Consider the following 20,490-nt stretch of genomic DNA (forward strand, 5'->3'; position numbering starts at 1 on the left):
TGGGTTGGTATGTGCGGAATTGCAGGATTTGCCGGCGAAGATGACGTGCGGATGCAGCGGATGGTTCAGTGCCTGAAACACCGCGGTCCGGATGGCGATGCCGTTGTCGTAGCACCAGGTGCAACGCTCGGTCATGCTCGTCTGGCGATTCTCGATCCCCGGCCAGTGGGCGACCAGCCGATGTGGAACGATGCCCGCACAGCGGTAATTGTCTTTAACGGAGAAATTTTCAACTTCCGCAGACTGATTGCTGAGGAAAACCTGAGCTGCAAAACCGGAACCGATACGGAAGTGCTGCTCAAGCTCTACGACCGCTACGGCATGGATTTTGTACAGCGGCTGATTGGCATGTTTGCCTTTGGCATCTATGACATTACCACCCGTACCTGGTACATCACGCGTGATAGTTCGGGTATCAAGCCGCTCTACGTCAGCTACCCGCAGGGCAAGCTGCATTTTGCCTCGGAGATGCGGACGCTCATCAGCGCACTGCCCCAGAAGCCCGCCATCAACTACACCGCACTCTCGCAGTACCTGAGGCTCCAGTATGTACCGGGCCCGCAGACGCTGTGCGAGGGCATTGAATCACTGCCGCCTGGAACGATTCTCACCTGGTCCGCCAAAGGAGAAGCGCGCAGAACGTTTACACCCGCTGTTGATGCGCCGACGTTTACATCAAAGCAGGATTTTAAAAAACGCTTCCCGCAGATGATGAGCGATGCCGTGAAGGATCACCTCATTTCGGATAAGCCGGTCGGCATTTTCTTAAGCGGCGGCATGGACTCCTCCATCGTCCTGCACCACATGGCGGAACATGCGCAAAAACCGATCAGCACCTTTACCGTCCGGTTTGAAGCAACAGAATCTGAAGGGGCAAAACGGTTCAATACCGATGCCGATCTCGCAAAGAGAACAGCCGCACACTACGGCACAGACCACCACGAACTGCTCCTGACCGCCGATCTCTTCCGCGAGCACTATAAAGATACCGCCCGGGCACTGGATCTGCCGAATGCGGATTCGGTTTCAGTTGCTCAATATCTGCTCTCCAAAGAAGCCAAGAAACATGTCGACGTTATTTTGAACGGTGCCGGTGGTGACGAGCTGTTTGGAGGGTATCCGCGCTATCGCATCGCACACATTCTCGAAAAATTCCGCAGTGTTCCGCCACCCCTCCGCTCACTCGTCGGGGGTGCGCTTGGCAACCCGCGCGATGTCCTTGCCATGAGTCCGGGTCCGGAACTGGCAGAACGTTTACTTGCGAGATCCATTCCCGAAACATCGGCGATTGTGAAGGGAGACTGGTTCAAACCCGAAGCAACGACCGAGCTCTTCGAGCAGCGATTTGAGCCTCTCCGGAAAAAGGATGATGTCCGTGCTTTCATGGAATTCGACCGCGGCCTCTGGCTCGTTGATGAGTCTTTGAAGTTAGCCGATGCCACGACGATGGCGTTTGGTGTCGAAGGCCGTGTTCCATTCCTGGACCCGCGCATTATTGCTGCATCGCACGCCACGAAAACCGGCTGGCACCTCTCAATGAAACATACGAAGGTTCTTCTGAAAGACACCTACCGCTCCATTCTTCCGGAGCACCTGTTCACCCTCGATAAAGCCAGCTTCTATCCACCACTCGCCAAGTGGATCCGCCGTGAAACGGCACCCTTGGTGGAAGAAATGCTCGCCAACAAGCACATTCAGGAACTCTTCGATGTCGATGCTGTGCGCGACGTCTTTGAGAAGCACAAAGCTCACACACAGTACGGCCTGCATTCTCTGTCGACACTGATGCAGCTGAGTCACTGGTTTGAAACCGTGTACGATGCCCCTGCTGCATCATGAACATCCTCCAGATAACCGACGGCCTGCCTCCTGCGGTTCTTGGCGGATCGGGACGCATAGTGTGGGAAATATCCAGAGGACTCACGCATAAAGGACATACTGTCTCCATTCTCACTTGTGCAAAACCGGGCGTGTTTCCTGCAGAAAAAGACGGCATTTCCATCCGGACATTCCCGCCACTCCCCCAGCGCTTCGCCCACTACCGCAGTGTCTTTTCCGGAAGGCGCGCACGGGAAATCATGCGTCACATCCATGCAGTCAAACCCGATGTCATCCATGCACATCTCCTCGCCGGACAGGCGGGTTACGCCTGGATTCCGCTGGCACGCAAAGCCGGCATCCCGGTGATTGTGACCTGCCACGATGTCATGAATATCGCCTGCGGCCGCGTGATGCCGGACGATACACACATCTGGCTCAAGGATCTAAAGCGTCTGCGCTGGAGCTGGAATCCGTTCCGCACGATGATGATCCGCAACATTCTCATGACACACTGCACGGTCCTGACGGTGAGCGATGCACTGCGCACCTGGATGGAACAGTTCGGATACCGCAATCTGCGGACGGTGCATAACGGGGTTGATCTGTCATTCTGGGAAGAGAAGCAGACAAAAGAAAAAGCACGCGCCACCCTCGGATTACCACAAGACAAAACACTATTCCTGCTCGCAGGCAGACTCGGGATTGATAAAGGCATTGTGCCGGTCAATGCAGCACTTCCGGAAGATGCACATCTGATTGCTGCAGGCATTCTGAGTGAACCGATTTTTGATCATCTGGGAGACCGGCTCCACCGCTTCAACAATCAGTCCGCCGAGGAAATGCGGACGCTCTACACCGCCTGCGATGTCTCACTGGTCCCATCACTTTGTCTGGACTGCTTCCCGACCATCTGCCTGGAATCCATGGCGTGCGAACGTCCGGTCATAGGAACGACGATGGGCGGAGCCCGCGAATCGGTAGTAGAAGGACTGTCGGGCTGGATTCTGAATCCAGAAAATACAGACACTTTCCGCGCAACAATGCAGTGGTGCATGGACCATCCCGATGAAACCGCAGCCATGGGGAAAGCCGGACGGAATCATATGAAAAGCCATTTCTCGATGGAAAAGATGATTGAAACACTGGAGGGGATCTACACAAAACATCAGAAGGACTCCTGATCCTTACCCTTAACCTTCCTCTGAACCTTCCGTATACTTCCGCCATGGATGCTCCTATTAACGACGACTCAAAAAAGCCCTACTTCCGCGCCAGTGAGGTCTACAAAGTCCCGAAAGTCTGGGGCGAAGAACACTGGATTGTGAATAAAGAATACTGCGGTAAGAAGCTTGTCCTGAAAAAAAACATGCGCTGCAGTATTCATCAGCACAAAGAAAAGGATGAGGTGTTTTACGTCCTCAAGGGCAAGGTGCTTCTGGAGCTTGCAAAGGAAACCTTCACCCTTCTGCCGGGAGATTTTGTCCATGTGAAGCGTAATACACCACACCGTTTTACGGGACTAGAAGCGAGTGAGATTATGGAGTTTTCCACTACGCACAAAGAGGAGGACAGTTACCGGATCAAGGAATCCGGCCATGTAGATGAAGACCGTTTTGAGCGTGAGAAAAAAGTGCTAAACAGTTTCCCAAAAGCATCGGTCCTGGTCGTAGGAGATGTCATGCTTGATTCCTATATTATCGGCGCAGTAGATCGCGTGTCTCCTGAAGCCCCAATCCCTGTTGTCCAGTTCAGGTCCGAATATCAGGTGCCCGGAGGGGCAGCCAATGCCGCACGCAACGTGGCGGCACTCGGAGGAAAGGCGACGGTCATTGGCGTCATTGGCGATGATGCGTACGGAAAGACACTGCAATCCATCCTCAAAAAAGAAGGCGTGAATGCCATACTTCTGAAAGACAGCTCCCGCCACACCATCCGCAAAGAACGTATTCTGGGAGGCAGCCACCAGCTCCTGCGACTCGATTATGAAAGCACGCATACACTCAGCACCGCACTGGAAAAATCAGTGCTGCAGGAAATCGCCAAGGGGCTAAAAACCTGCGATGTCCTGCTGCTCTCGGATTATGCAAAGGGACTCCTCTCCCCCTCCCTCATCAAGAAATGTATCGCGATGGCAGCCAAGGCAAAGGTTCCGGTTATTGTAGACCCCAAGCCACGTGACACGTCCTACATGCAGTGCCTGAAAGGTGCCACGCTAATTACACCGAACAAAAAAGAGGCCGCTGTACTGACCGGGAAAGACGATCTCACACCCGAAAAAATGTGTGCTGCACTCTCCAAAGAACTAGGAGGAAGCGTCCTTGTCACACTCGGAGAGCACGGCATGCTGTTGATGGAAAAAGGAAAGAAGGCACAGGTCTTTCCGGCTCTCACACAGGAAGTGGCCGACGTCTCCGGAGCCGGCGATACGGTTGCCGCAACACTCGCTCTCGCACTGGCATCCGACACAAGCCTGACCGACGCTGCAGATCTGGCAAATCGTGCCGCAAGCATCGTGGTCCGGAAGGCCGGTACTGCAACCGCCACCGCCGAAGAGCTCGCTTCCACCCTGTAATCATGTCGCCTCTGCACGCGCTGCTTCTGGATCGGGATGGCACGCTCATTGAAGACCAGGGCAATACCAATGATGTCCATCATCTGGCTTTTTTGCCGCACGTGGTAACGGGGCTGAAGCGTCTGGCGAAAGCAGGCCTGCGGCTTTTCATCATCACCAATCAATCCTGCATCGGCAGGGGCGATGTGCCAGAGGCGCAATTTCTGTCCTTCCAGAAAGAGCTGACAGAGAGATTGGCAACCGACGATATCATCATTGAACACACGTTCTATTGCCCCCACAATACAGATGCAGGCTGCGACTGCCGCAAGCCCAAAGCAGGACTCTGGCATCAGCTGCAGCGAGCATATCCGGATATACACTCAGCAGGCGTCCTGATGGTGGGAGACAAAGATGCCGATATCGGATTCGGGAAAGCAATCAATGCCCGGACGGTGCGACTGTCTTCTTCCGAATACCCGGTCACCATTCCATCCGATGACACAGTTACAGATATGGATGAACTGGCGGACATGCTGTTTGAGGAAGCTGGTGAGCGTGTTCTGAGCATAGATGCAGCAGCGGATTTTGTACGAACGGCTCAGAAAGAAGGAAAGAAAGTGGTCACCACAAACGGCAGTTTCGACCTGTTCCACCCCGGTCATCTGTTCCTACTGAGCGAAGCACGGAAACATGGCGATCTGCTGATAGTCGGTGTAAACAGCAACGCATCAGTCAAACGCTACAAAGGCCCCGACCGCCCGATTGATGACGAACACACCCGCGCCCTCCATGTCGCCTTCCATGCCGATGCTGTTTTTGTCTTTGATGACGACGATCCGCGCGAGTGGCTGAAAGTCATCCGCCCCGACGTGCATGCGAATGCAGAAACATACGGCGCAAACTGCATCGAAGCTCCTGTGGTGAAAGAGATCGGTGCGGAACTGGTACTGATTCCGGTCAAAAAAGAGCTCGGATCAACCACCGAAAAACTTGCCCGTACCCCCCGCGCATGAAGACGATTCTCTGGGCACTGGCCACGTTTATCTGCTCTCCTTTTTTACTGCTAACCACTAGAAAAAAGGCAGAAAAACCACACAAGATTCTGGTAATCCGTTTCGGAAAAATCGGCGATCTTGTGGCAACTACCCCCATCATCCGTGCACTGAAAGAACGGCAGCCGCAAGCGGACATTTATGTCCTCTGCCGGACATCGTGTGCAGCCGTCCTCCGCAACAATCCTTTCATTCATACGGTCCACACGTACGATGAAAAAACCGACCGCCGCGCACTCCTGAGACGTTTCCGCAGAGAGCGGTTCGACTGGGTGATAAGCGTCATGCCCGATGCATTCGCATCCATCATCGGCATCTGGTCAGGGGCGCCCGTGCGCAGCAATACCATCTCTAGCGTCCACGGCATACTCGTCAGAGTCCTCAGCCTGTTCAGCACACACACCCTGCACTACGGATTCCATCAATCGACCTTCACACATCAGATGAAGATTCTGCAGGCACTCCATCTGGAACCTATTCCCTACAAGCTCGACATTTTCCCGGGCACCGATGACGTCGCGACTGCCACGCAGTGGATGGAACAGTCTACAGTGAAACCCAAACATTTCGTTGTCCTGAACCCGACTGCAGGAAACGGCATCAAGGAATGGCCGGTCGAAAAATGGGCGGAGCTGGCTGGCCGGATTCATGCAGATTATGCAATGCCGGTTGTCCTTTCCACACTGGACCAATCCGTCATTCAGGAGATCCGCACGCACCTCTCACCCGAGGTTGTAGCTGTCGATGCATCAACACTGAACCTGCACCAGGCCGCGGTGGTCTACGGCAACGCTGCTGCGTTTGTCTCGGTCGATACGGGGCCGCTCTATATAGCAGAAGCAATGCAGGCGCCTATTGCCGCCATGGTCGGACCTGTCGATCCGGTCGAACAGATGCCTCCACCCTCAAGCCGCGTCATCCACGTTCCCCCACCCGCAGGCACAGTGCCCTGGGTCTTCATCGCAAAGACGCCGCGCACCGGAACAGACGAGCAACTGCGTGCAAGCAGAGAGACAACCGTCGACAGTGTCTGGGATGCACTGAGTCGGTTACTCGGGAAGCAATAAGCCGCTTTCGAAGTAATCCTGTACACCGGATAAAAGCGTAAATGCAGGATCATATCCGAGCTTTTCCTGCGTGGGGACAATGTCCGCCTGCGTGAAATTCTGGTACGAGCCCACGTAGGGGTTCTCAATATAATCCGGTGGCAGACTGAGCCCAAGCGTTGCATTGAGCGCATCGATGATCGCATTGAACGTCACTGCGGTGCCAGTACCGACGTTATAGATGCCGCTGGCTTCGTGACCGACCGCAAGCGCACACAGGTTCGCCTGCACTACATCTTTTACATACACCTGATCCCGCTTCTGGGTTCCATCAAAAAAGATCCGGGGGTTCTTCCCCTCTCTCATTTGCTGTGCGAGTTGATAGATCATACTGGCCATATGCTTCTTGCGGCTTTCGCCGGGACCGTAGACATTGAAATACCGAAGACCGATGATCTTGATAGGGGGCTCCGGAAGCAGTCCGCGAACTATCCGGTCCATCGCAAGCTTGGAGTGACCATAGATATTCACCGGCTCTTCGCCAACACCCACCGTCTGCGGCGCAGCACTATTGCCGTACGTTCCCGCAGAAGACGCATAGATCACATTCGTCCCGTGTTCAATCGCCCAGTCGAGCACATACTGAAACGCATCGCGGTTGTGGCGCATCATGAATGCTTCATCGGTCACAGTAGTATCGGTGCAGGCTGCTTCATGAAAAACTGCATCAAAACGCTCCGTTAAACCTGTCCAAAAGGACTCCTCACTCACATCCGCAGACACGGTTTTTCCGCGGAAATCATGGAGCACAGCATGTCTATCCGGCATATGCCAGTCGACAATAGTGACGTTATGCCCGTTTTGCTCAAGAGAAACTGCCAATTGCGAGCCAACAAAGCCGGCACCTCCTGTTACAAGGATTCTCATATAATATGGGGTAAATACAGGCCAAATACTGCCGGCTTGCCCGGCGTAGCTCGCAAGCGAAGTCGGGTTACGAGAATATCCATGGAATCAGCATACCGGCGGGAAAAAATCTGTCGAGAAACCGCCTGCCCCCTGCTACCATGCCTTTATGAAGATCCTCGTTACGGGTTCGGCAGGTTTAATAGGTTCGGAAGCAGTCAAACATTACTGTACCGGTAGCCACGATGTGCACGGAATTGATAACGACATGCGAAAGTATTTTTTCGGAGAGGGCGCATCAACCGACTGGAACAGAAAGCAGCTGGAACAGACGTTCCCAAACTACACACACCACACGCTGGACATCCGCGATCTGGCAGGACTAGAGACACTCTTTAAGGCAGAGAGATTCGACCGCATTATCCACACCGCCGCACAACCGTCCCACGACTGGGCTGCCAAAGAACCACTCACGGACTTTGGCGTGAATGCGCAGGGAACACTGAATTTGCTTGAACTCACGCGTCTCCATTCCCCGGAAGCGGTCTTCATTTTCACCTCAACCAACAAAGTCTACGGCGACACACCGAATGCCCTCCCGCTTTTGGAGCTTGAGACACGCTACGAACTCCCCATGGATCATCCGTTCTACAAAGGAATCGATGAATCGATGAGCATCGACCATTCCACGCACAGCGTCTTTGGCGCCTCGAAAGTGGCAGCCGATGTGATGGTGCAGGAATACGGCAAGTACTTCGGCATGAAGACCGGCGTCTTTCGTGGAGGCTGCCTGACAGGCCCCTCCCACTCCGGTGCAAAACTTCACGGCTTCCTCGCGTACCTCGTCCTCTCGATTGCAAAAGGCCAGCCGTATACGATTATGGGATACAAGGGGAAGCAGGTCCGCGACAACATCCACTCCAGTGATGTCATCAGCGCCTTTGATGCATTTGCAGACAATCCCCGCTGCGGCGAAGCCTATAACATTGGCGGCACACGCTTCAGCAATATCTCCATGGTCGAGGCAATCCGGAAAGTGGAAGCGCTCACGGGTAACAAAGCAGATGTCACCTACACCGACGAAAACCGCATTGGTGACCATATCTGGTACATTTCCGACATGAGCAAGTTTCAGAGCCACTATCCCGCCTGGAAGCAGCAATACGACATTGATACGATCCTGGAGCAGATGGTCGCAAGCATCCCTGAGCGCAACAATGTAGAGGCAAAAGTTGCTACACTGTCCGCACTATGAAGATCCTCGTAACCGGCGGAGCCGGATTCATCGGCTCTTTTATAACCGATGCGTTGATTGAACGTGGCGACACGGTGCGGATTTTTGATTCGCTGGAAACACAGGTCCATCCGGACGGAAAGCCGGAGTATCTGAATGAGAAAGCGGAATTCATCCACGGTGATGTCCGCAATATTGATGAGTTCCGGAAAGCGCTCAGCGGCATGGATACGGTGATCCACTGCGCGTCTGCAGTCGGTGTTGGTCAGTCCCAGTACGAGATCAAGCGCTATACCGATATTAACGTAGGCGGCACCGCAAACCTGCTCCAGCTCCTGATTGAGAAAGACTGCACGGTGAAACAGATTCTGATTCCAACAAGCATGACGTCCTATGGCGAAGGCTTGTACCGATGTGAGACGCACGGCGATGTCCGCCCGGGCCTGCGTCCGGTGGAGCAGATGGAACAGCATGATTGGGAACCGCACTGTCCGGTCTGCGGAGCATCTGCAGAAGGTGTACCTATCAAAGAAGATGCCCTGCGTGAATCCGGCACCATCTACGCACTCACGAAAAACATGCAGGAAGATATGGTCATGAATATCGCGCCGCTCTACGGCATCAAGGCGACCGCCTTCCGCCTGTTTAACGTCTATGGACCGCGCCAGAGCCTGAGCAACCCGTATACCGGTGTGACCGCCATTTTCCTCTCCAGACTTAAAAACAATCAATCCCCTGTCATCTACGAAGACGGCAAACAGTCCCGTGATTTCATTTCGGTCCACGATGTCGCCCGTGCCTTTCTGCTCGCACTCGATACCGATGCCGCAAACGGACAGGTATTCAATATTGGCAGCGGCCACCGGACGTCCATTGCAGACATTGCCGCAACGCTCTCAAAGCTGACCGGCATCGATGTCCCGGCAAAGATCACCGCAGAATTCCGGAAGAACGATGTGCGTCACTGTTTTGCAGATACCACGAAAGCAGAGTCGATCCTTGGTTGGCAGCCGACCGTCAGCTTTGAAAAAGGCATGGAAGAACTTGTGTCGTGGGGCGAAAAGCAGGAGGCTGTAGACAAATTTGCAGAAGCAGAAGCTGTCCTGAAAAACCTCAACCTCCAGTCATGATTTCCGTCGTCATTCCCGCCCACAACGAAGAGCGCAACATCCGCACCACCGTGCTGGGCGTTGTGACGAATGTGAAAAATCCGCATGAGGTGATCGTGGTTGCGGACCATTGTTCGGATAAGACTGAGGAGATCGTGACAGAACTGATGCAGGCCTATCCGCAGATAAAAATGGTGAAGAATACCGAGCGGAAAGGCAGTTTCAGTAATTCCGTGATTACCGGCCTCAAAGCTGCAACAGGTGATCTGGTTGTACCGGTGATGGCCGATAACTGTGATGACCCAACAACGATTGATCGAATGGCAGCTGCGATGACAGAACGATCTGCCGATGTCGTGTGCGGATCGAGATACATCAAAGGCGGACACAAAGAAGGCGGGCCCATTCTCCAGAACATCCTCTCCCGCGTCGTCTGCTACAGCCTGAAAATCCTCACCGGCGTCCCCACCTGGGACTGCGCAAACTCCTACAAAATGTACCGTCGTCCATTCCTCCAGAGCCTCCCGTTTGATATCCCCGATGCCGGCACCGAGTACTCCATGGCCCTCCTCTTCCGCGCCTACAAAGCAGGCGGCAAAATCACCGAAATCCCGACCAGCTGGAAAGGCCGGCCTATGCCGATCGGTCAGGAATGGAAAATCCTGAAGCGGTTCCCGGGATACTGGTACTGGTATAACCGGGCAATCAAGAAGAAGGTGCAGGAATAATCAGCGCTGATCCACCCCATTGAATCGTGAATGCACGAGACGATCGATGATTTCAGGCAGGCGTACTGGCTGCATCATTTCCTCTAGTGATTCATCTGAATGAAGGATTGTAGCGACAATTGCGCGTAGGCGTTCAATGCCGATCATATTAAAAAGACGCCGCTCAACTGCATGACCGACTTCCTGTTGTGCATCAAAAGTTGGCATATTAAAACCATCACGGCTTACTCCTTCATTGTTCAGATTCTGATATGCAGAATTTGTACGATTCATATTCATGCGTTTATCCAGATCGTTCTCAAGGTATCCTGTTTCGGCATTGATAAATGCGGGATCAATAGGAGCAGAACCGCGCGTAATATCATCAACGTAATGCAGAACCAGCCACGCAATATCCGCTTCTGACAGATTTTCTTTGCTAAGAATATATCGGGCCTCGGGGATACTTGTGTGTCCGGCAGCCATAGAAATATGAACGATGTCGGAATCAAATCCTTCATTATTAATATTCGTCCAAGTGCGCGCTCCAGCCTGATCATAGGCATCCCATTCTGATGTTGATTCCCTCTTAGCGTGCTGCATCAGCAGTCTTTCCTCATACTTTCCGGCATCATGTAAAATAGCCGCCGTCTGCAGTTTCTTTTTCATATCAGCAGACAGATCAACAATAACTCCCAATTCATGCACACGTGCAGCAACAACGAGTACATGTTCAAGCACGCCCTGTCGTCCCGGGTTTGCAGGTTTGTCCGCTTCATAACGCTGTTCGAGTTCAGCACGATAATGATGCATTCTTGGCGTATCGAAATGACCACTTTCCTTATGCATTCTCCATGCAGTCAAGGGAACACTCTGAGCTAAATCGCTAAAAAACTGTGTCTTTGTTGGCAATGAATCAGTCGGTTCTGAATCAGGATGAGAAAGCATATTTGATATATTAATAAAATTTACATATTTGTCAATATGCCCACAATCCTCTCCCCCGTCTGCCCATCCCACAAATCCGGTACCGTCACATCAAGCGGAACAGGGTGTTCAGCAAACGCGAGCATAATGCTGCGGTCTGCGTGGACAGCCGTATCGACCAGGACATTGCTGCCACTGGCGATGGTAGCGGGGCGCTCGGTATTGCGACGGAGTGTGAAACAGCGCTTCTGCAAATACACAGCTTCTTCCTGAATACCGCCAGAATCCGTGAGGATGAAGGAACTCTCTTTCACCATGCGAATGAAAGGGACGTATCCGAGCGGCGGAATCAGTTCGATGGTCGGTGCAACGCTGTCGCCAAGGTTAAACTCAGTGATGGCATGCATCAGACGGTGGTGTGCAGGAAGCACGAGCGGCATATGCCGGGAGATTTCTGAGAAAAATGACAGTACTTCGCGAAGCGTCTCCGGGTTATCGACATTACTCGGGCGGTGCAGCGTGGCAACGGCAAACGGGCCGTCAAAACGAACAGGTAATTCTGCAGCCTGAATAAGGGGCATCATGCGGACAAGCGTGTCGATCATGGTGTTTCCCACCAGGAAAATTTTGCCACCCACACCCTCCTCTTTCAGATGCTCCACACCCGCACCCTCACTGCAGAAAAGAATGTCTGCAAGGCCGTCGACTTCAATGCGATTCAGTTCTTCGGGCATGGAAGGATCGAATGAGCGGAGTCCGGCTTCGACATGACCAAGCATATAGCCACACTTCTTTGCAGCGCGCGCGGCAGCAAGAGCCCCGTTCACATCACCATACACCAAAATAAGATCCGGCTGAATGCTCGGAAAAACATCGCAGCAGGCAATCTCCGTGGCAGCCAAAAGCTCCTCACGCGTACCGCCATGAATCCCGAGATTGTAGTCCGGAAGCGGGATGGAAAGCTGCTCAAAGAAGATATCAGAGAAGAGTGGATCGTAGTGCTGACCCGTGTGAACAATCACATGCCTGAACTCGCCGCCGTGTTTTGCCAGCGCATGATGGACTGCCGCCACTTTCACGAAGTTGGGGCGCGCCGAACAGACAGAGACAATCGTCTTCATGCCTTGATGGTAGCAGCATCCAGAATTCTCTTCATGCGTTCTTCCCACGAATGGGTTTTCACAAGCTCCTGCGCCTTTGTCGCACGTTCTGCGGCCTCCTGCGGATGGTCTTTAATCCAATGGAGGGCAAGAACCAGGCTTTGAGCATCACCGGGTTTGCAGAAAACTGCAGTATCGTGATTGAGCACATCGCGGACTGTCGGGAGATCAGACGTCACAATCGGGCGACCAGCGGCCATATATTCAAACATTTTAAGCGGCGACATGTTGAAGCGGTAATGCGGAAAATCCGGGAATGGCATGACAAACATATCGCAGGCAGCAAGCGCGAGCGGAACATCGCTACCCGGCACTTCACCGGTAAAGAGAATGTCCATCGGGCCAAGCCCATATGATGCAGCCATCGCTTCGTATTCTTTGCGATCAGATTCCGGTCCACCAACCACCAGTCCGAAAAATTCATGGGAATCGTGCAGATATTTGAGCGCCTCCAGCAGTGTCCCCACCCCCTTCTCCATCCCCAGAGTCTTCAGACGTCCGACGTATCCGACAACCAGTCTGTTGGTCTGGATTTTATACGCATCGCGCGCAGCATCACGCGTGGGCAACGCTGCAAAGCGGGTCAGATCAACCGCATCTCCCGCAACCATCAAACGCTCCGGGAGCACGCCCCACGAGAGCAGCGTGTCGCGCATGGGAGAGGTGAGGCAGGAGACAATCCGGCACTGATTACACTGTTTGATGAATGCTCTTTTGTTACGGCGCGGCAGCTGATGCAGTTCGACAATCACAGGGATAGTGCTTTCAAGCAGTGCAGGCAGTAGAGCCGGGCTGCGGGTGTAGACCATATCAAAGCGCTCCTGTGTCAGAGTCGTTTTCAGAGCACGACGCAAAAGCACGTTGAGCGTCAGAAGCCCCGTGACTCCGGGAAGCAGTGGCGAGTCGATGGGATCAAACGACCCGAGATGTTCTATGTTCACACGCCGGTCGGCGTTGTAATACGTCCAATAATCATCAGTCACAACGTTCTTCCGGAACGGGGCAAACACCGTCACCTCGTGACCCAGATGCGCGAGCGCATCACACACCTGCGCGACCTGATGGCCGTGGGCGCGTTCACTCGGAAGCCGGACGTTGGTGCAGTAAGCAATACGCATGGACGAAGCAGGATAGCACACTTCACCTACTCCGCAGAGCCCACAAACTCCAGCCATTTCCGCTTTCTGTCTTTTCAAAGAGTGTCGGATCGATCGTCCAGAGCGGGTAGAGCGTTTCATTCCAAAGAAGCAGATCGACGTTATACGCCTCCAATGCAGCACGAGGATTCAAGAACAGTGTTGTACAGAGAGAGCGCACTTCGGCCTCCCGTACATCGAGCAAATGCTCACCACGGAACTGTGTCAGCTCCCAGGCAATCGCACGGGTATCGGGGCCGGCGGGATGAAACAGCTGGGACAAACAACTACGACGAATATAGTCCGCATCGCTCACAAGCAGGCTCTGAACATATGGTGTAAAGACGACGCTGTCATCGGTCCAGGCCGCAACGAGCAGGCTGGTTTTCCCGTCGGAGAGGATAGCGTGACGCGTGCCATCTGTCAGATGCCTGAGAGCGGGTGCAAGGTACTGCATATTCAGATCTGACTGTTTTGCAAAAGGTAACTTCCATGTAATGCGGTAGTCCCAGAATCCTGCAACCAGCAATATGGATGTAATAATGAGGACGAGTGTGGAGGGCCACTTCACAAGAGCTGTGCGTAAACGGACAGGGTCGTGCGCAAGAACAGTGGCAGCCATGGCAACCGCAGCCAGGCAGACGAACGGATAATAATGACTGGAAAGCATCAGATCTTTTCCGTGGATGACATTCTGATGCATGACCACAAACGCGCTGATGACGAGCGAGACCGGCACAAGCAACACCTCACGCAGATCCTTCCTGCGGATAAAAATCGTCAGCGATGCAATGACCAGAAGCAAAAGGAGCACGGCGCGCTCAGGTGATTCAATCGCATGGGACGGATAGAGCCCACTGCGATACGACGCGACATCAGAAAAAACCGAGCTGGTCACCTGCATCACCCAGGTCTGGAAGAGCAATGGCAATGCCACAAGAAATGTGACCGTTCCCATTCCGATAAGCCGACGCAGTGAGACATCATTTGTGCCTGAGCGTGGAAATGCGATGAACTGCAGAAGCAAAACACATGCACAGGCTGCCCACAAAAACGTCCACGCCCAGAAGTACACCCCGGGGAGCACGCCAATCAGAAGGGCGGCAAGCAGACAGCGGACCATGCCGCCACGCGAACGGGCATTCGCAAAGACCAGAAGGACGAGTGCGGTATACGGCAAAGTGAAAGACAGATTTACCGGCCGCTGGAGCGACCCGAGAACCATGACGGTATAAAGCGCAGTCAGGAGCAGAGACATCCGTGCAGACACCCCGAGCCGGCGCAAGAAGAGCGAAAAGAAGACAAAGAAAAGCGGCGCAATCAGAACCATCAGGAGCACTCCCGCCTCCGGTCCGCGAAGCCCTGTCCCCTGCAGCAAAAATCCGGTAATGAATTCCACTGACGCCGATCCCACTCCCTGAATCCCTGGGCCTGTAATGCCATTACTCACTTCATCAAACCGTCCAAGCAGCGCAGTCTGGATACGGTCATAATACGCGCCATCATCTCCGGTCCGCAGCGGCACCAATCCCTGATAATCCGGATACGACGCATAGCGCACAAACGGAAACAGAATCCACGCCGCCAAAAACAAAGCAGCCACTCCAAGCACAAGACGATACGTGCGTTCAGACATAGTTGTATCCTACCGAACCCCGACCTAAACCCAAACCCCCGCCCTATTGTGTCACTTTCCATAAAATCCAGTCTTCCCCCTCCTGTGCTTCAGTCAATCCAAGGCGCGCTGCATCCACAGTCCAAGCCGGACGCTGTTCTTTGTTCCATAAAAAGAGACTCACATTATACTTCCGGAAATAGGTGAGAGGATCGGCCTTCACACGGATACAGGTCTCGGTAATAAGACGCTGCTGGTACGCCTGATACACCGCTGACTGCAGGATTCTGTTGTACTCAAAATCAAGGACGCGGTTTCCCTCCGGTTGAGGATTCGCAATTTCTGCAACGCAGTAGCGCTCTACCAAGTCAGCATCGGAGATAAAGAGGAATCGGGCGTGTGTCGTGTAGACAATGCCATGGTCCGTCCATGCGGTGACGATGCGCCCGGTGTCGGCGTCAGTGAGAATGGTTTGGCGGGGCTGATCTTTCAGGAGCGCGATGGCACTGGCCATATGCTGATCCCGGAAATCCTCCGGCTTCGGAATGAAGAATGCATGGGCGAAAAAATAGTCAGAGACACCGGCTACAAGAAAAACAGCCGCGATTCCTGCAACAGCAATTCTTGCCGGCATCCAGACCCGTCGTAACAGAACCCACGCGCCACAGACGGTCGTGCTGATGAGTAGCTGCGGATAATAGTGGGACGCAAACATCAGTACACGTTCATGCAGTACGTTCTGATGCATGGCAAGAACGATGCCCAAGAGGAACGATACTGCCGCGATATATGTCCAATCGGAGCGATACGATTTAAAGAGGGAGAAAAGAGCGGCAAGCTGCAGGAGAAGAAAGGCGGACCGGACCGGGGACTCGGGAAAACGCTGGTACAGGAAACTCGCGCGGATAGAGACTTCGGGATAGATGGCATTGCCGAATAGCGAAATGGTCTGCAGGGCAAAAGGTACTGCAAGAAGCAGAATTCCGAGTGCCAGCAGGACCGTAAAGAACGGCGACCGCCGAAGGAGATTTGTATCCGGTCCGGAAAAAAGCGAGAGCAGGACAAACGATCCCACGACCGCCCAACTCCAGGTCCAGCTCCAGAAATAAATATACGGCATCAACCCCAGCAAAAAGATGCCAATTAGCAGATGAGTGACTGACGGTTTCCGGAAGAACAGGAAAAATGCGAGGAGAGCCGCAATAGTCGGCACAAAGCTCCAGCCCGGATGCACCACGCGGGTCAGGCCATGGAACATCACGGAAAAGAGGACAAGTGTCATGCCAAGTGACCAGCGTTTCGGGAAACAAAGCGTCGTAAAGAGCAGATAAAAAAGGACAAACAGAAGCGGTGTCAGGACGCCGGTCACAATGACACTGAGAGTCGGTGCATCGACCGGAATCCATCCGAACAGCACCCCGATCACCTTCTCCACCCCCGCAACCTGCAATCCTTCAATCCCTGAGCCAATAGGCGTAATCGCATTCGACGCTTCCTCCGGATACCCCACCAAGACCCGCTGCAGACGGCTGTCATAGTTTGCATAGTCTTTATCCCGCATGATCGTCAGTCCCTGAAAATCGGGAGAGAACGTATGCAAAACATACGGCAGCACAGACAAAAAGCCGGCAATCACCGCACAAAGAAGTACCAGAGAGAGAAATGAATCCCGTCGCATGCTCAGACTATACCGAACCCCGACCCGAACCCGAACCCATCATTTTCAATTTTCAATTCTCAATTCTCAATTTTTCCTTCTATACTCCCTCCATGTCCACCCTCTCAATCGGTATCGTCGGCCTTGGTTACTGGGGACCGAATCTGTTCCGGAACTTCAGTGCAGCGGACGGCTGGACAGTGAAATACGGATGCGACCTGGAACAGAAGAATCTGGATAAAATGCGCGCGCAGTATCCGTCTGTCACCCACACCCAATCACTCGACGATCTCCTGAACGATCCCGAGCTGACCGCCATTGCTGTCGCAACACCCACACGGGGACATTTTCCGATCGCAAAAGCGGCGCTCGAACACGGCAAGCATGTTCTTATTGAAAAACCGATCACTTCAACCGTTGCGGAAGCTGATGAGCTGATTGCCCTCGCCAAAAGCAAAAACCTGCATATCCTGGTCGACCACACATTCGTCTACACAGGCGCTGTCCGGAAGATTAAAGAGTTAGTCGACAACCGCGATCTGGGGGATCTCTATTACTTCGACTCGTCGCGCATTAACCTGGGACTGATTCAGAAAGATGTAAATGTTCTCTGGGATCTTGCCATCCACGACCTCTCGATTCTCGGCCTGATCTGCGATCTCACAACCATCAAAACGCTCTTCGCACACGGCAGCAAACACTATGGAGACCAGGAGGAAATCGGCCATCTGCACATGTCTTTTGAGGGCGGATTTGAAGCGCATATCCATGTGAGCTGGCTCTCTCCGGTCAAGCTCCGCCAGACAATTATCGGTGGAACAAACAAAATGGTTCTGTTTGATGACATCCATCCTTCCGAAAAAATCCGCATCTACGACACCGGCGTCCAGCGCGGCGCATTGGGCGAATCAAAAGATGCCAGCCCGTTCTTCCCCATCTACAGAAGCGGCGATGTACTGATCCCGAAACTCGATAACACAGAGGCCCTCCGCCTGGAAGCAAACCATTTCCGCGCAGTGATTGAAGGGGTGGAAGAACCGAAAGTACCCGGAGAACAGGGCCGGAAAATTCTCCAGATTCTGGAATACGCGAACCAGTCGATTGCAGAAAACCGCCCCCTTACCTTCTAAGCATGGAACGCTCCCCGCTTCAAAAAATCGCACCCGATGTTATTCTGGGACAAGACGTTGTCATCCGTGATTTTGTGAATATGTACGGCTGCACTATCGGTGACGGCTCGCGCATCGGGGCATTTGTCGAAATACAGAAAGGCGTGGTCATCGGAAAAAACTGCAAGGTATCGAGTCATAGTTTTCTCTGTGAGGGTGTAATTCTGGAAGACGGGGTATTTATCGGTCACGGGGTCATGTTCACCAATGACAAGCGTCCGCGTGCCGTAAATACGGACGGAAGTCTGCAAACCGAACAGGACTGGGAATGTCTCAAAACACATGTCGGGCGGATGGCATCCATCGGATCCAACGCGACTATCCTGCCGGGCATCAGCATTGGTGAAGGAGCTATGATCGGTGCCGGCGCAGTGGTGACAAAAAACGTTCCGGCTCATGCCATTGTTAAAGGAAATCCCGCCCTATGAAGACAGCAATCATTGCAGGCAATGGCGATATCGCGATCCGCTGCACGCAGATCCTGCAGCAACACGCGCACATCCTGGCCGTCTCCCCTGACCCCAAAGACACGGGCACCGCTACCTGGCAGCCGTCATTTGCCGCATATGCCGAAAGCCAGAACCTTCCCCTGCACCGCACGAAACTCCGCGAATCGCTCGACTGGCTCAAAAATAGCAAACCGGATTTTCTCTTCTCCTTTCAGTGTGCCGAATTGCTGACCAAAGAAGTCATTGAAAGCGCAACCTACGGAGTGATCAACCTTCACTTCTCCCCGTTACCGCGCTACAGAGGCTGCTTCCCCGGTGCCTGGTCCCTGCTGAACGGTGAAACAGAAATGGGCGTCACGCTTCATTACATAGATGAAGGCATCGATACAGGCGATATCATCGCCCAAAAAATATTCCCCATCCAGCCGGCAGATACCGCCAAAGACGTATATCTTTCCTGCATAGAGCACGGCACACAGCTCTTTTCCGAGCACTGCCTCCCGGTTCTCGAGCAAAAGAATACGCGCACCCCGCAAAAGAATGAGGACTACACCTACTACGGCAGAAACACGATACATTTCTCGGAGAAGACCGTGCAGTGGAACCAGCCGACGGAACGCCTGTACAACTGGATACGGGCATTTACATTCCCTCCGCTGCAGTGGCCGGTGTGCGAATTCGGCTCGATCGTCCACGCGGAACGCCGCATGCTGTATCCCGTTCAAAGCCCGGGCACGGTCATCAGCCGGTCGGACAACACACTGACTGTCGCCACGCTGGACGGCGCCCTGTACATTCATGTAGAACCAGAAGCGTAATCATCAGATTCTTACCTGCTTTTCACTCCTGACATGTCTGTCCCCTTCCTTGATCTCCAGGCCCAGTACCGCACTATCAAAGACGACATCGGTCCCGCCATCCAGAAAGTGCTCGATTCTTCTGCATATATTCTGGGGCCGGCAGTGGAATCATTTGAAAAAGAATTTGCAGCCTACTGCGGCACAAGTCATTGCGTCGCGGTCAATTCAGGCACTGCAGCCCTCGCACTCCTGATGCAGGCGTATGACATTGGCGAAGGAGATGAAGTGATTACGGTCACCAACAGCTTCTTTGCGTCCGCGGAAGCAATCTCCGAAATCGGTGCCATCCCCGTCCTGGTAGACTGCACGCCCGATACCGCTCTGATGGACCCTGCATTAATTGAAGCAGCTATCACCCCGCACACGAAAGCGATTCTCCCTGTGCACCTCTACGGACAGCCGGTCGATATGGATGCCATCATGGCAATCGGCAAAAAACACGGCGTACTGGTATTCGAAGATGCATGCCAGGCGCACGGCGCTCTCTACAACGGAAAGCGAACAGGCAGCTTGGGTGACGGTGCGGCGTTCAGCTTTTACCCCGGAAAAAATCTGGGATGCTACGGAGAAGGTGGAGCTGTCACCACCAATGATGCAGAGATTGCCCAGAAGCTCCGCGTGCTCCGCGAACACGGTTCGCCCAAGAAATATCATCACGATGTAGTGGGATGGAATGAACGTATGGACGGTATTCAGGGCGCGGTGCTTGGCGTCAAGCTGCCGCATTTAGACAATTGGAATAATGCCCGCCGTTCGCACGCAGAAGAGTATCTGGCCAAACTTCCGGAAAAAGCAGTGCCGATTGCTACCCAACCAGGAAGCACATCTGTCTATCACCTCTTTATCATCCGGGTTGCTGACCGCGACCGTGTCCAGAAAGAACTTGCAGACAGAGGTATTGCTACCGGCATCCACTATCCGGTCCCAATCCACCTCCAGCCGGCCTATGCCAGCAACTGGAAGAAGGGCGATTTCCCGCACAGTGAAAAGCTGGCCGAGGAAATCCTCTCGCTCCCCATGTTCCCGGAACTCACAAGCGAACAGATTGACGCTGTTATCAGTGCGCTGAACGAGGTACTCTGAGGCGT

At 53.5% G+C, this 20,490-nt stretch carries 18 protein-coding genes; 12 read left to right on the forward strand and 6 right to left on the reverse strand.

Annotation, left to right across the window (positions count from 1 at the left end):
• Positions 1-9: 9 nt before the first annotated feature.
• Genes asnB through K8942_05565 form a run of 5 tightly spaced genes read left to right on the forward strand, consistent with a single transcriptional unit; the run spans position 10 to position 6,494 of the window.
• A complete protein-coding gene (asnB, locus tag K8942_05545) occupies positions 10-1,839 on the forward strand; it encodes an asparagine synthase (glutamine-hydrolyzing) (GenBank protein UPA22482.1) in 1,830 nt (609 codons plus the stop codon).
• Positions 1,836-3,002 carry a glycosyltransferase family 4 protein gene (locus K8942_05550; GenBank protein ID UPA22483.1) on the forward strand — a complete coding sequence of 389 codons (1,167 nt, stop codon included), beginning with the start codon at positions 1,836-1,838 and terminating at the stop codon, positions 3,000-3,002. The genes asnB and K8942_05550 overlap by 4 nt, the downstream gene beginning before the upstream one ends.
• Before the next feature lie 44 nt (positions 3,003-3,046).
• Positions 3,047-4,393: a D-glycero-beta-D-manno-heptose-7-phosphate kinase gene (gene rfaE1, locus K8942_05555; GenBank protein UPA22484.1), complete on the forward strand. Its 1,347-nt coding sequence runs from the start codon at positions 3,047-3,049 to the stop codon at positions 4,391-4,393.
• Positions 4,394-4,395: 2 nt separating this feature from the next.
• Complete coding sequence (locus K8942_05560; GenBank protein UPA22485.1) at positions 4,396-5,388, forward strand: HAD-IIIA family hydrolase; 993 nt, start codon at positions 4,396-4,398, stop codon at positions 5,386-5,388.
• Positions 5,385-6,494, forward strand: coding sequence for a glycosyltransferase family 9 protein (locus K8942_05565; protein ID UPA22486.1), 1,110 nt, complete (start codon positions 5,385-5,387; stop codon positions 6,492-6,494). Before K8942_05560 ends, K8942_05565 begins: the two co-directional genes overlap by 4 nt.
• Here the strand turns inward: K8942_05565 and rfaD are convergent.
• A complete protein-coding gene (gene rfaD / locus K8942_05570) occupies positions 6,477-7,400 on the reverse strand; it encodes an ADP-glyceromanno-heptose 6-epimerase (GenBank protein UPA22487.1) in 924 nt (307 codons plus the stop codon). The genes K8942_05565 and rfaD overlap by 18 nt on opposite strands.
• Positions 7,401-7,548: 148 nt before the next feature.
• Here rfaD and K8942_05575 point away from each other — a divergent pair, with 148 nt between their 5' ends.
• The 3 genes from K8942_05575 to K8942_05585 are packed head-to-tail and all read left to right on the forward strand — an operon-like array spanning position 7,549 to position 10,450.
• Positions 7,549-8,634 (forward strand): NAD-dependent epimerase/dehydratase family protein, encoded by a 1,086-nt coding sequence (locus K8942_05575; GenBank protein ID UPA22488.1) that lies wholly within the window; start codon positions 7,549-7,551, stop codon positions 8,632-8,634.
• Entirely contained in the window at positions 8,631-9,743 is a 1,113-nt protein-coding gene (locus tag K8942_05580) for an NAD-dependent epimerase/dehydratase family protein (GenBank protein ID UPA22489.1), read from the forward strand. The genes K8942_05575 and K8942_05580 overlap by 4 nt, the downstream gene beginning before the upstream one ends.
• Positions 9,740-10,450 (forward strand): glycosyltransferase family 2 protein, encoded by a 711-nt coding sequence (locus K8942_05585; protein ID UPA22490.1) that lies wholly within the window; start codon positions 9,740-9,742, stop codon positions 10,448-10,450. Before K8942_05580 ends, K8942_05585 begins: the two co-directional genes overlap by 4 nt.
• Here the strand turns inward: K8942_05585 and K8942_05590 are convergent, their stop codons facing one another.
• Genes K8942_05590 through K8942_05610 form a run of 5 tightly spaced genes read right to left on the reverse strand, consistent with a single transcriptional unit; the run spans position 10,451 to position 16,945 of the window.
• Positions 10,451-11,377, reverse strand: a complete 927-nt coding sequence (locus tag K8942_05590; GenBank protein ID UPA22491.1) for an HD domain-containing protein — start codon at positions 11,375-11,377, stop codon at positions 10,451-10,453.
• Between the two features lie 20 nt (positions 11,378-11,397).
• On the reverse strand, positions 11,398-12,477 hold the full coding sequence (gene wecB, locus K8942_05595) for a UDP-N-acetylglucosamine 2-epimerase (non-hydrolyzing) (protein ID UPA22492.1): 1,080 nt from the start codon (positions 12,475-12,477) through the stop codon (positions 11,398-11,400).
• Positions 12,474-13,634, reverse strand: coding sequence for a glycosyltransferase family 4 protein (locus K8942_05600; protein UPA22493.1), 1,161 nt, complete (start codon positions 13,632-13,634; stop codon positions 12,474-12,476). Before K8942_05600 ends, wecB begins: the two co-directional genes overlap by 4 nt.
• Before the next feature lie 22 nt (positions 13,635-13,656).
• Entirely contained in the window at positions 13,657-15,288 is a 1,632-nt protein-coding gene (locus K8942_05605) for a hypothetical protein (GenBank protein UPA22494.1), read from the reverse strand.
• A gap of 43 nt (positions 15,289-15,331) precedes the next feature.
• Positions 15,332-16,945, reverse strand: a complete 1,614-nt coding sequence (locus K8942_05610; GenBank protein UPA22495.1) for a hypothetical protein — start codon at positions 16,943-16,945, stop codon at positions 15,332-15,334.
• A gap of 92 nt (positions 16,946-17,037) precedes the next feature.
• Between K8942_05610 and K8942_05615 the strand changes: the two genes are divergently transcribed.
• From K8942_05615 to K8942_05630, 4 genes are read left to right on the forward strand one after another with little or no spacing between them, the layout of a single operon-like run.
• The gene (locus K8942_05615; protein ID UPA22496.1) at positions 17,038-18,054 is read left to right on the forward strand and encodes a Gfo/Idh/MocA family oxidoreductase; all 1,017 of its coding nucleotides are present in this window, start codon (positions 17,038-17,040) and stop codon (positions 18,052-18,054) included.
• Positions 18,055-18,056: 2 nt separating this feature from the next.
• Positions 18,057-18,521 (forward strand): N-acetyltransferase, encoded by a 465-nt coding sequence (locus K8942_05620; GenBank protein UPA22497.1) that lies wholly within the window; start codon positions 18,057-18,059, stop codon positions 18,519-18,521.
• Positions 18,518-19,360, forward strand: a complete 843-nt coding sequence (locus K8942_05625; protein UPA22498.1) for a methionyl-tRNA formyltransferase — start codon at positions 18,518-18,520, stop codon at positions 19,358-19,360. The genes K8942_05620 and K8942_05625 overlap by 4 nt, the downstream gene beginning before the upstream one ends.
• Positions 19,361-19,393: 33 nt before the next feature.
• On the forward strand, positions 19,394-20,485 hold the full coding sequence (locus K8942_05630; GenBank protein ID UPA22499.1) for a DegT/DnrJ/EryC1/StrS family aminotransferase: 1,092 nt from the start codon (positions 19,394-19,396) through the stop codon (positions 20,483-20,485).
• The last annotated feature ends 5 nt before the right edge of the window (positions 20,486-20,490 follow it).

Source organism: Candidatus Peribacteria bacterium (assembly GCA_023038255.1).
Taxonomy (GTDB): Bacteria; Patescibacteriota; Gracilibacteria; order Peribacterales; family Peribacteraceae; genus CALREJ01.

What these genes read in the sequence shown, in the direction of transcription:
- asnB (UPA22482.1), top strand. Translation starts at nt 10, where the DNA reads ATGTGCGGAATTGCAGGATTTGCCGGCGAAGATGACGTGCGGATGCAG.
- K8942_05550 (UPA22483.1), top strand. Translation starts at nt 1,836, where the DNA reads ATGAACATCCTCCAGATAACCGACGGCCTGCCTCCTGCGGTTCTTGGC.
- rfaE1 (UPA22484.1), top strand. Translation starts at nt 3,047, where the DNA reads ATGGATGCTCCTATTAACGACGACTCAAAAAAGCCCTACTTCCGCGCC.
- K8942_05560 (UPA22485.1), top strand. Translation starts at nt 4,396, where the DNA reads ATGTCGCCTCTGCACGCGCTGCTTCTGGATCGGGATGGCACGCTCATT.
- K8942_05565 (UPA22486.1), top strand. Translation starts at nt 5,385, where the DNA reads ATGAAGACGATTCTCTGGGCACTGGCCACGTTTATCTGCTCTCCTTTT.
- rfaD (UPA22487.1), bottom strand. Translation starts at nt 7,400, where the DNA reads ATGAGAATCCTTGTAACAGGAGGTGCCGGCTTTGTTGGCTCGCAATTG.
- K8942_05575 (UPA22488.1), top strand. Translation starts at nt 7,549, where the DNA reads ATGAAGATCCTCGTTACGGGTTCGGCAGGTTTAATAGGTTCGGAAGCA.
- K8942_05580 (UPA22489.1), top strand. Translation starts at nt 8,631, where the DNA reads ATGAAGATCCTCGTAACCGGCGGAGCCGGATTCATCGGCTCTTTTATA.
- K8942_05585 (UPA22490.1), top strand. Translation starts at nt 9,740, where the DNA reads ATGATTTCCGTCGTCATTCCCGCCCACAACGAAGAGCGCAACATCCGC.
- K8942_05590 (UPA22491.1), bottom strand. Translation starts at nt 11,377, where the DNA reads ATGCTTTCTCATCCTGATTCAGAACCGACTGATTCATTGCCAACAAAG.
- wecB (UPA22492.1), bottom strand. Translation starts at nt 12,477, where the DNA reads ATGAAGACGATTGTCTCTGTCTGTTCGGCGCGCCCCAACTTCGTGAAA.
- K8942_05600 (UPA22493.1), bottom strand. Translation starts at nt 13,634, where the DNA reads ATGCGTATTGCTTACTGCACCAACGTCCGGCTTCCGAGTGAACGCGCC.
- K8942_05605 (UPA22494.1), bottom strand. Translation starts at nt 15,288, where the DNA reads ATGTCTGAACGCACGTATCGTCTTGTGCTTGGAGTGGCTGCTTTGTTT.
- K8942_05610 (UPA22495.1), bottom strand. Translation starts at nt 16,945, where the DNA reads ATGCGACGGGATTCATTTCTCTCTCTGGTACTTCTTTGTGCGGTGATT.
- K8942_05615 (UPA22496.1), top strand. Translation starts at nt 17,038, where the DNA reads ATGTCCACCCTCTCAATCGGTATCGTCGGCCTTGGTTACTGGGGACCG.
- K8942_05620 (UPA22497.1), top strand. Translation starts at nt 18,057, where the DNA reads ATGGAACGCTCCCCGCTTCAAAAAATCGCACCCGATGTTATTCTGGGA.
- K8942_05625 (UPA22498.1), top strand. Translation starts at nt 18,518, where the DNA reads ATGAAGACAGCAATCATTGCAGGCAATGGCGATATCGCGATCCGCTGC.
- K8942_05630 (UPA22499.1), top strand. Translation starts at nt 19,394, where the DNA reads ATGTCTGTCCCCTTCCTTGATCTCCAGGCCCAGTACCGCACTATCAAA.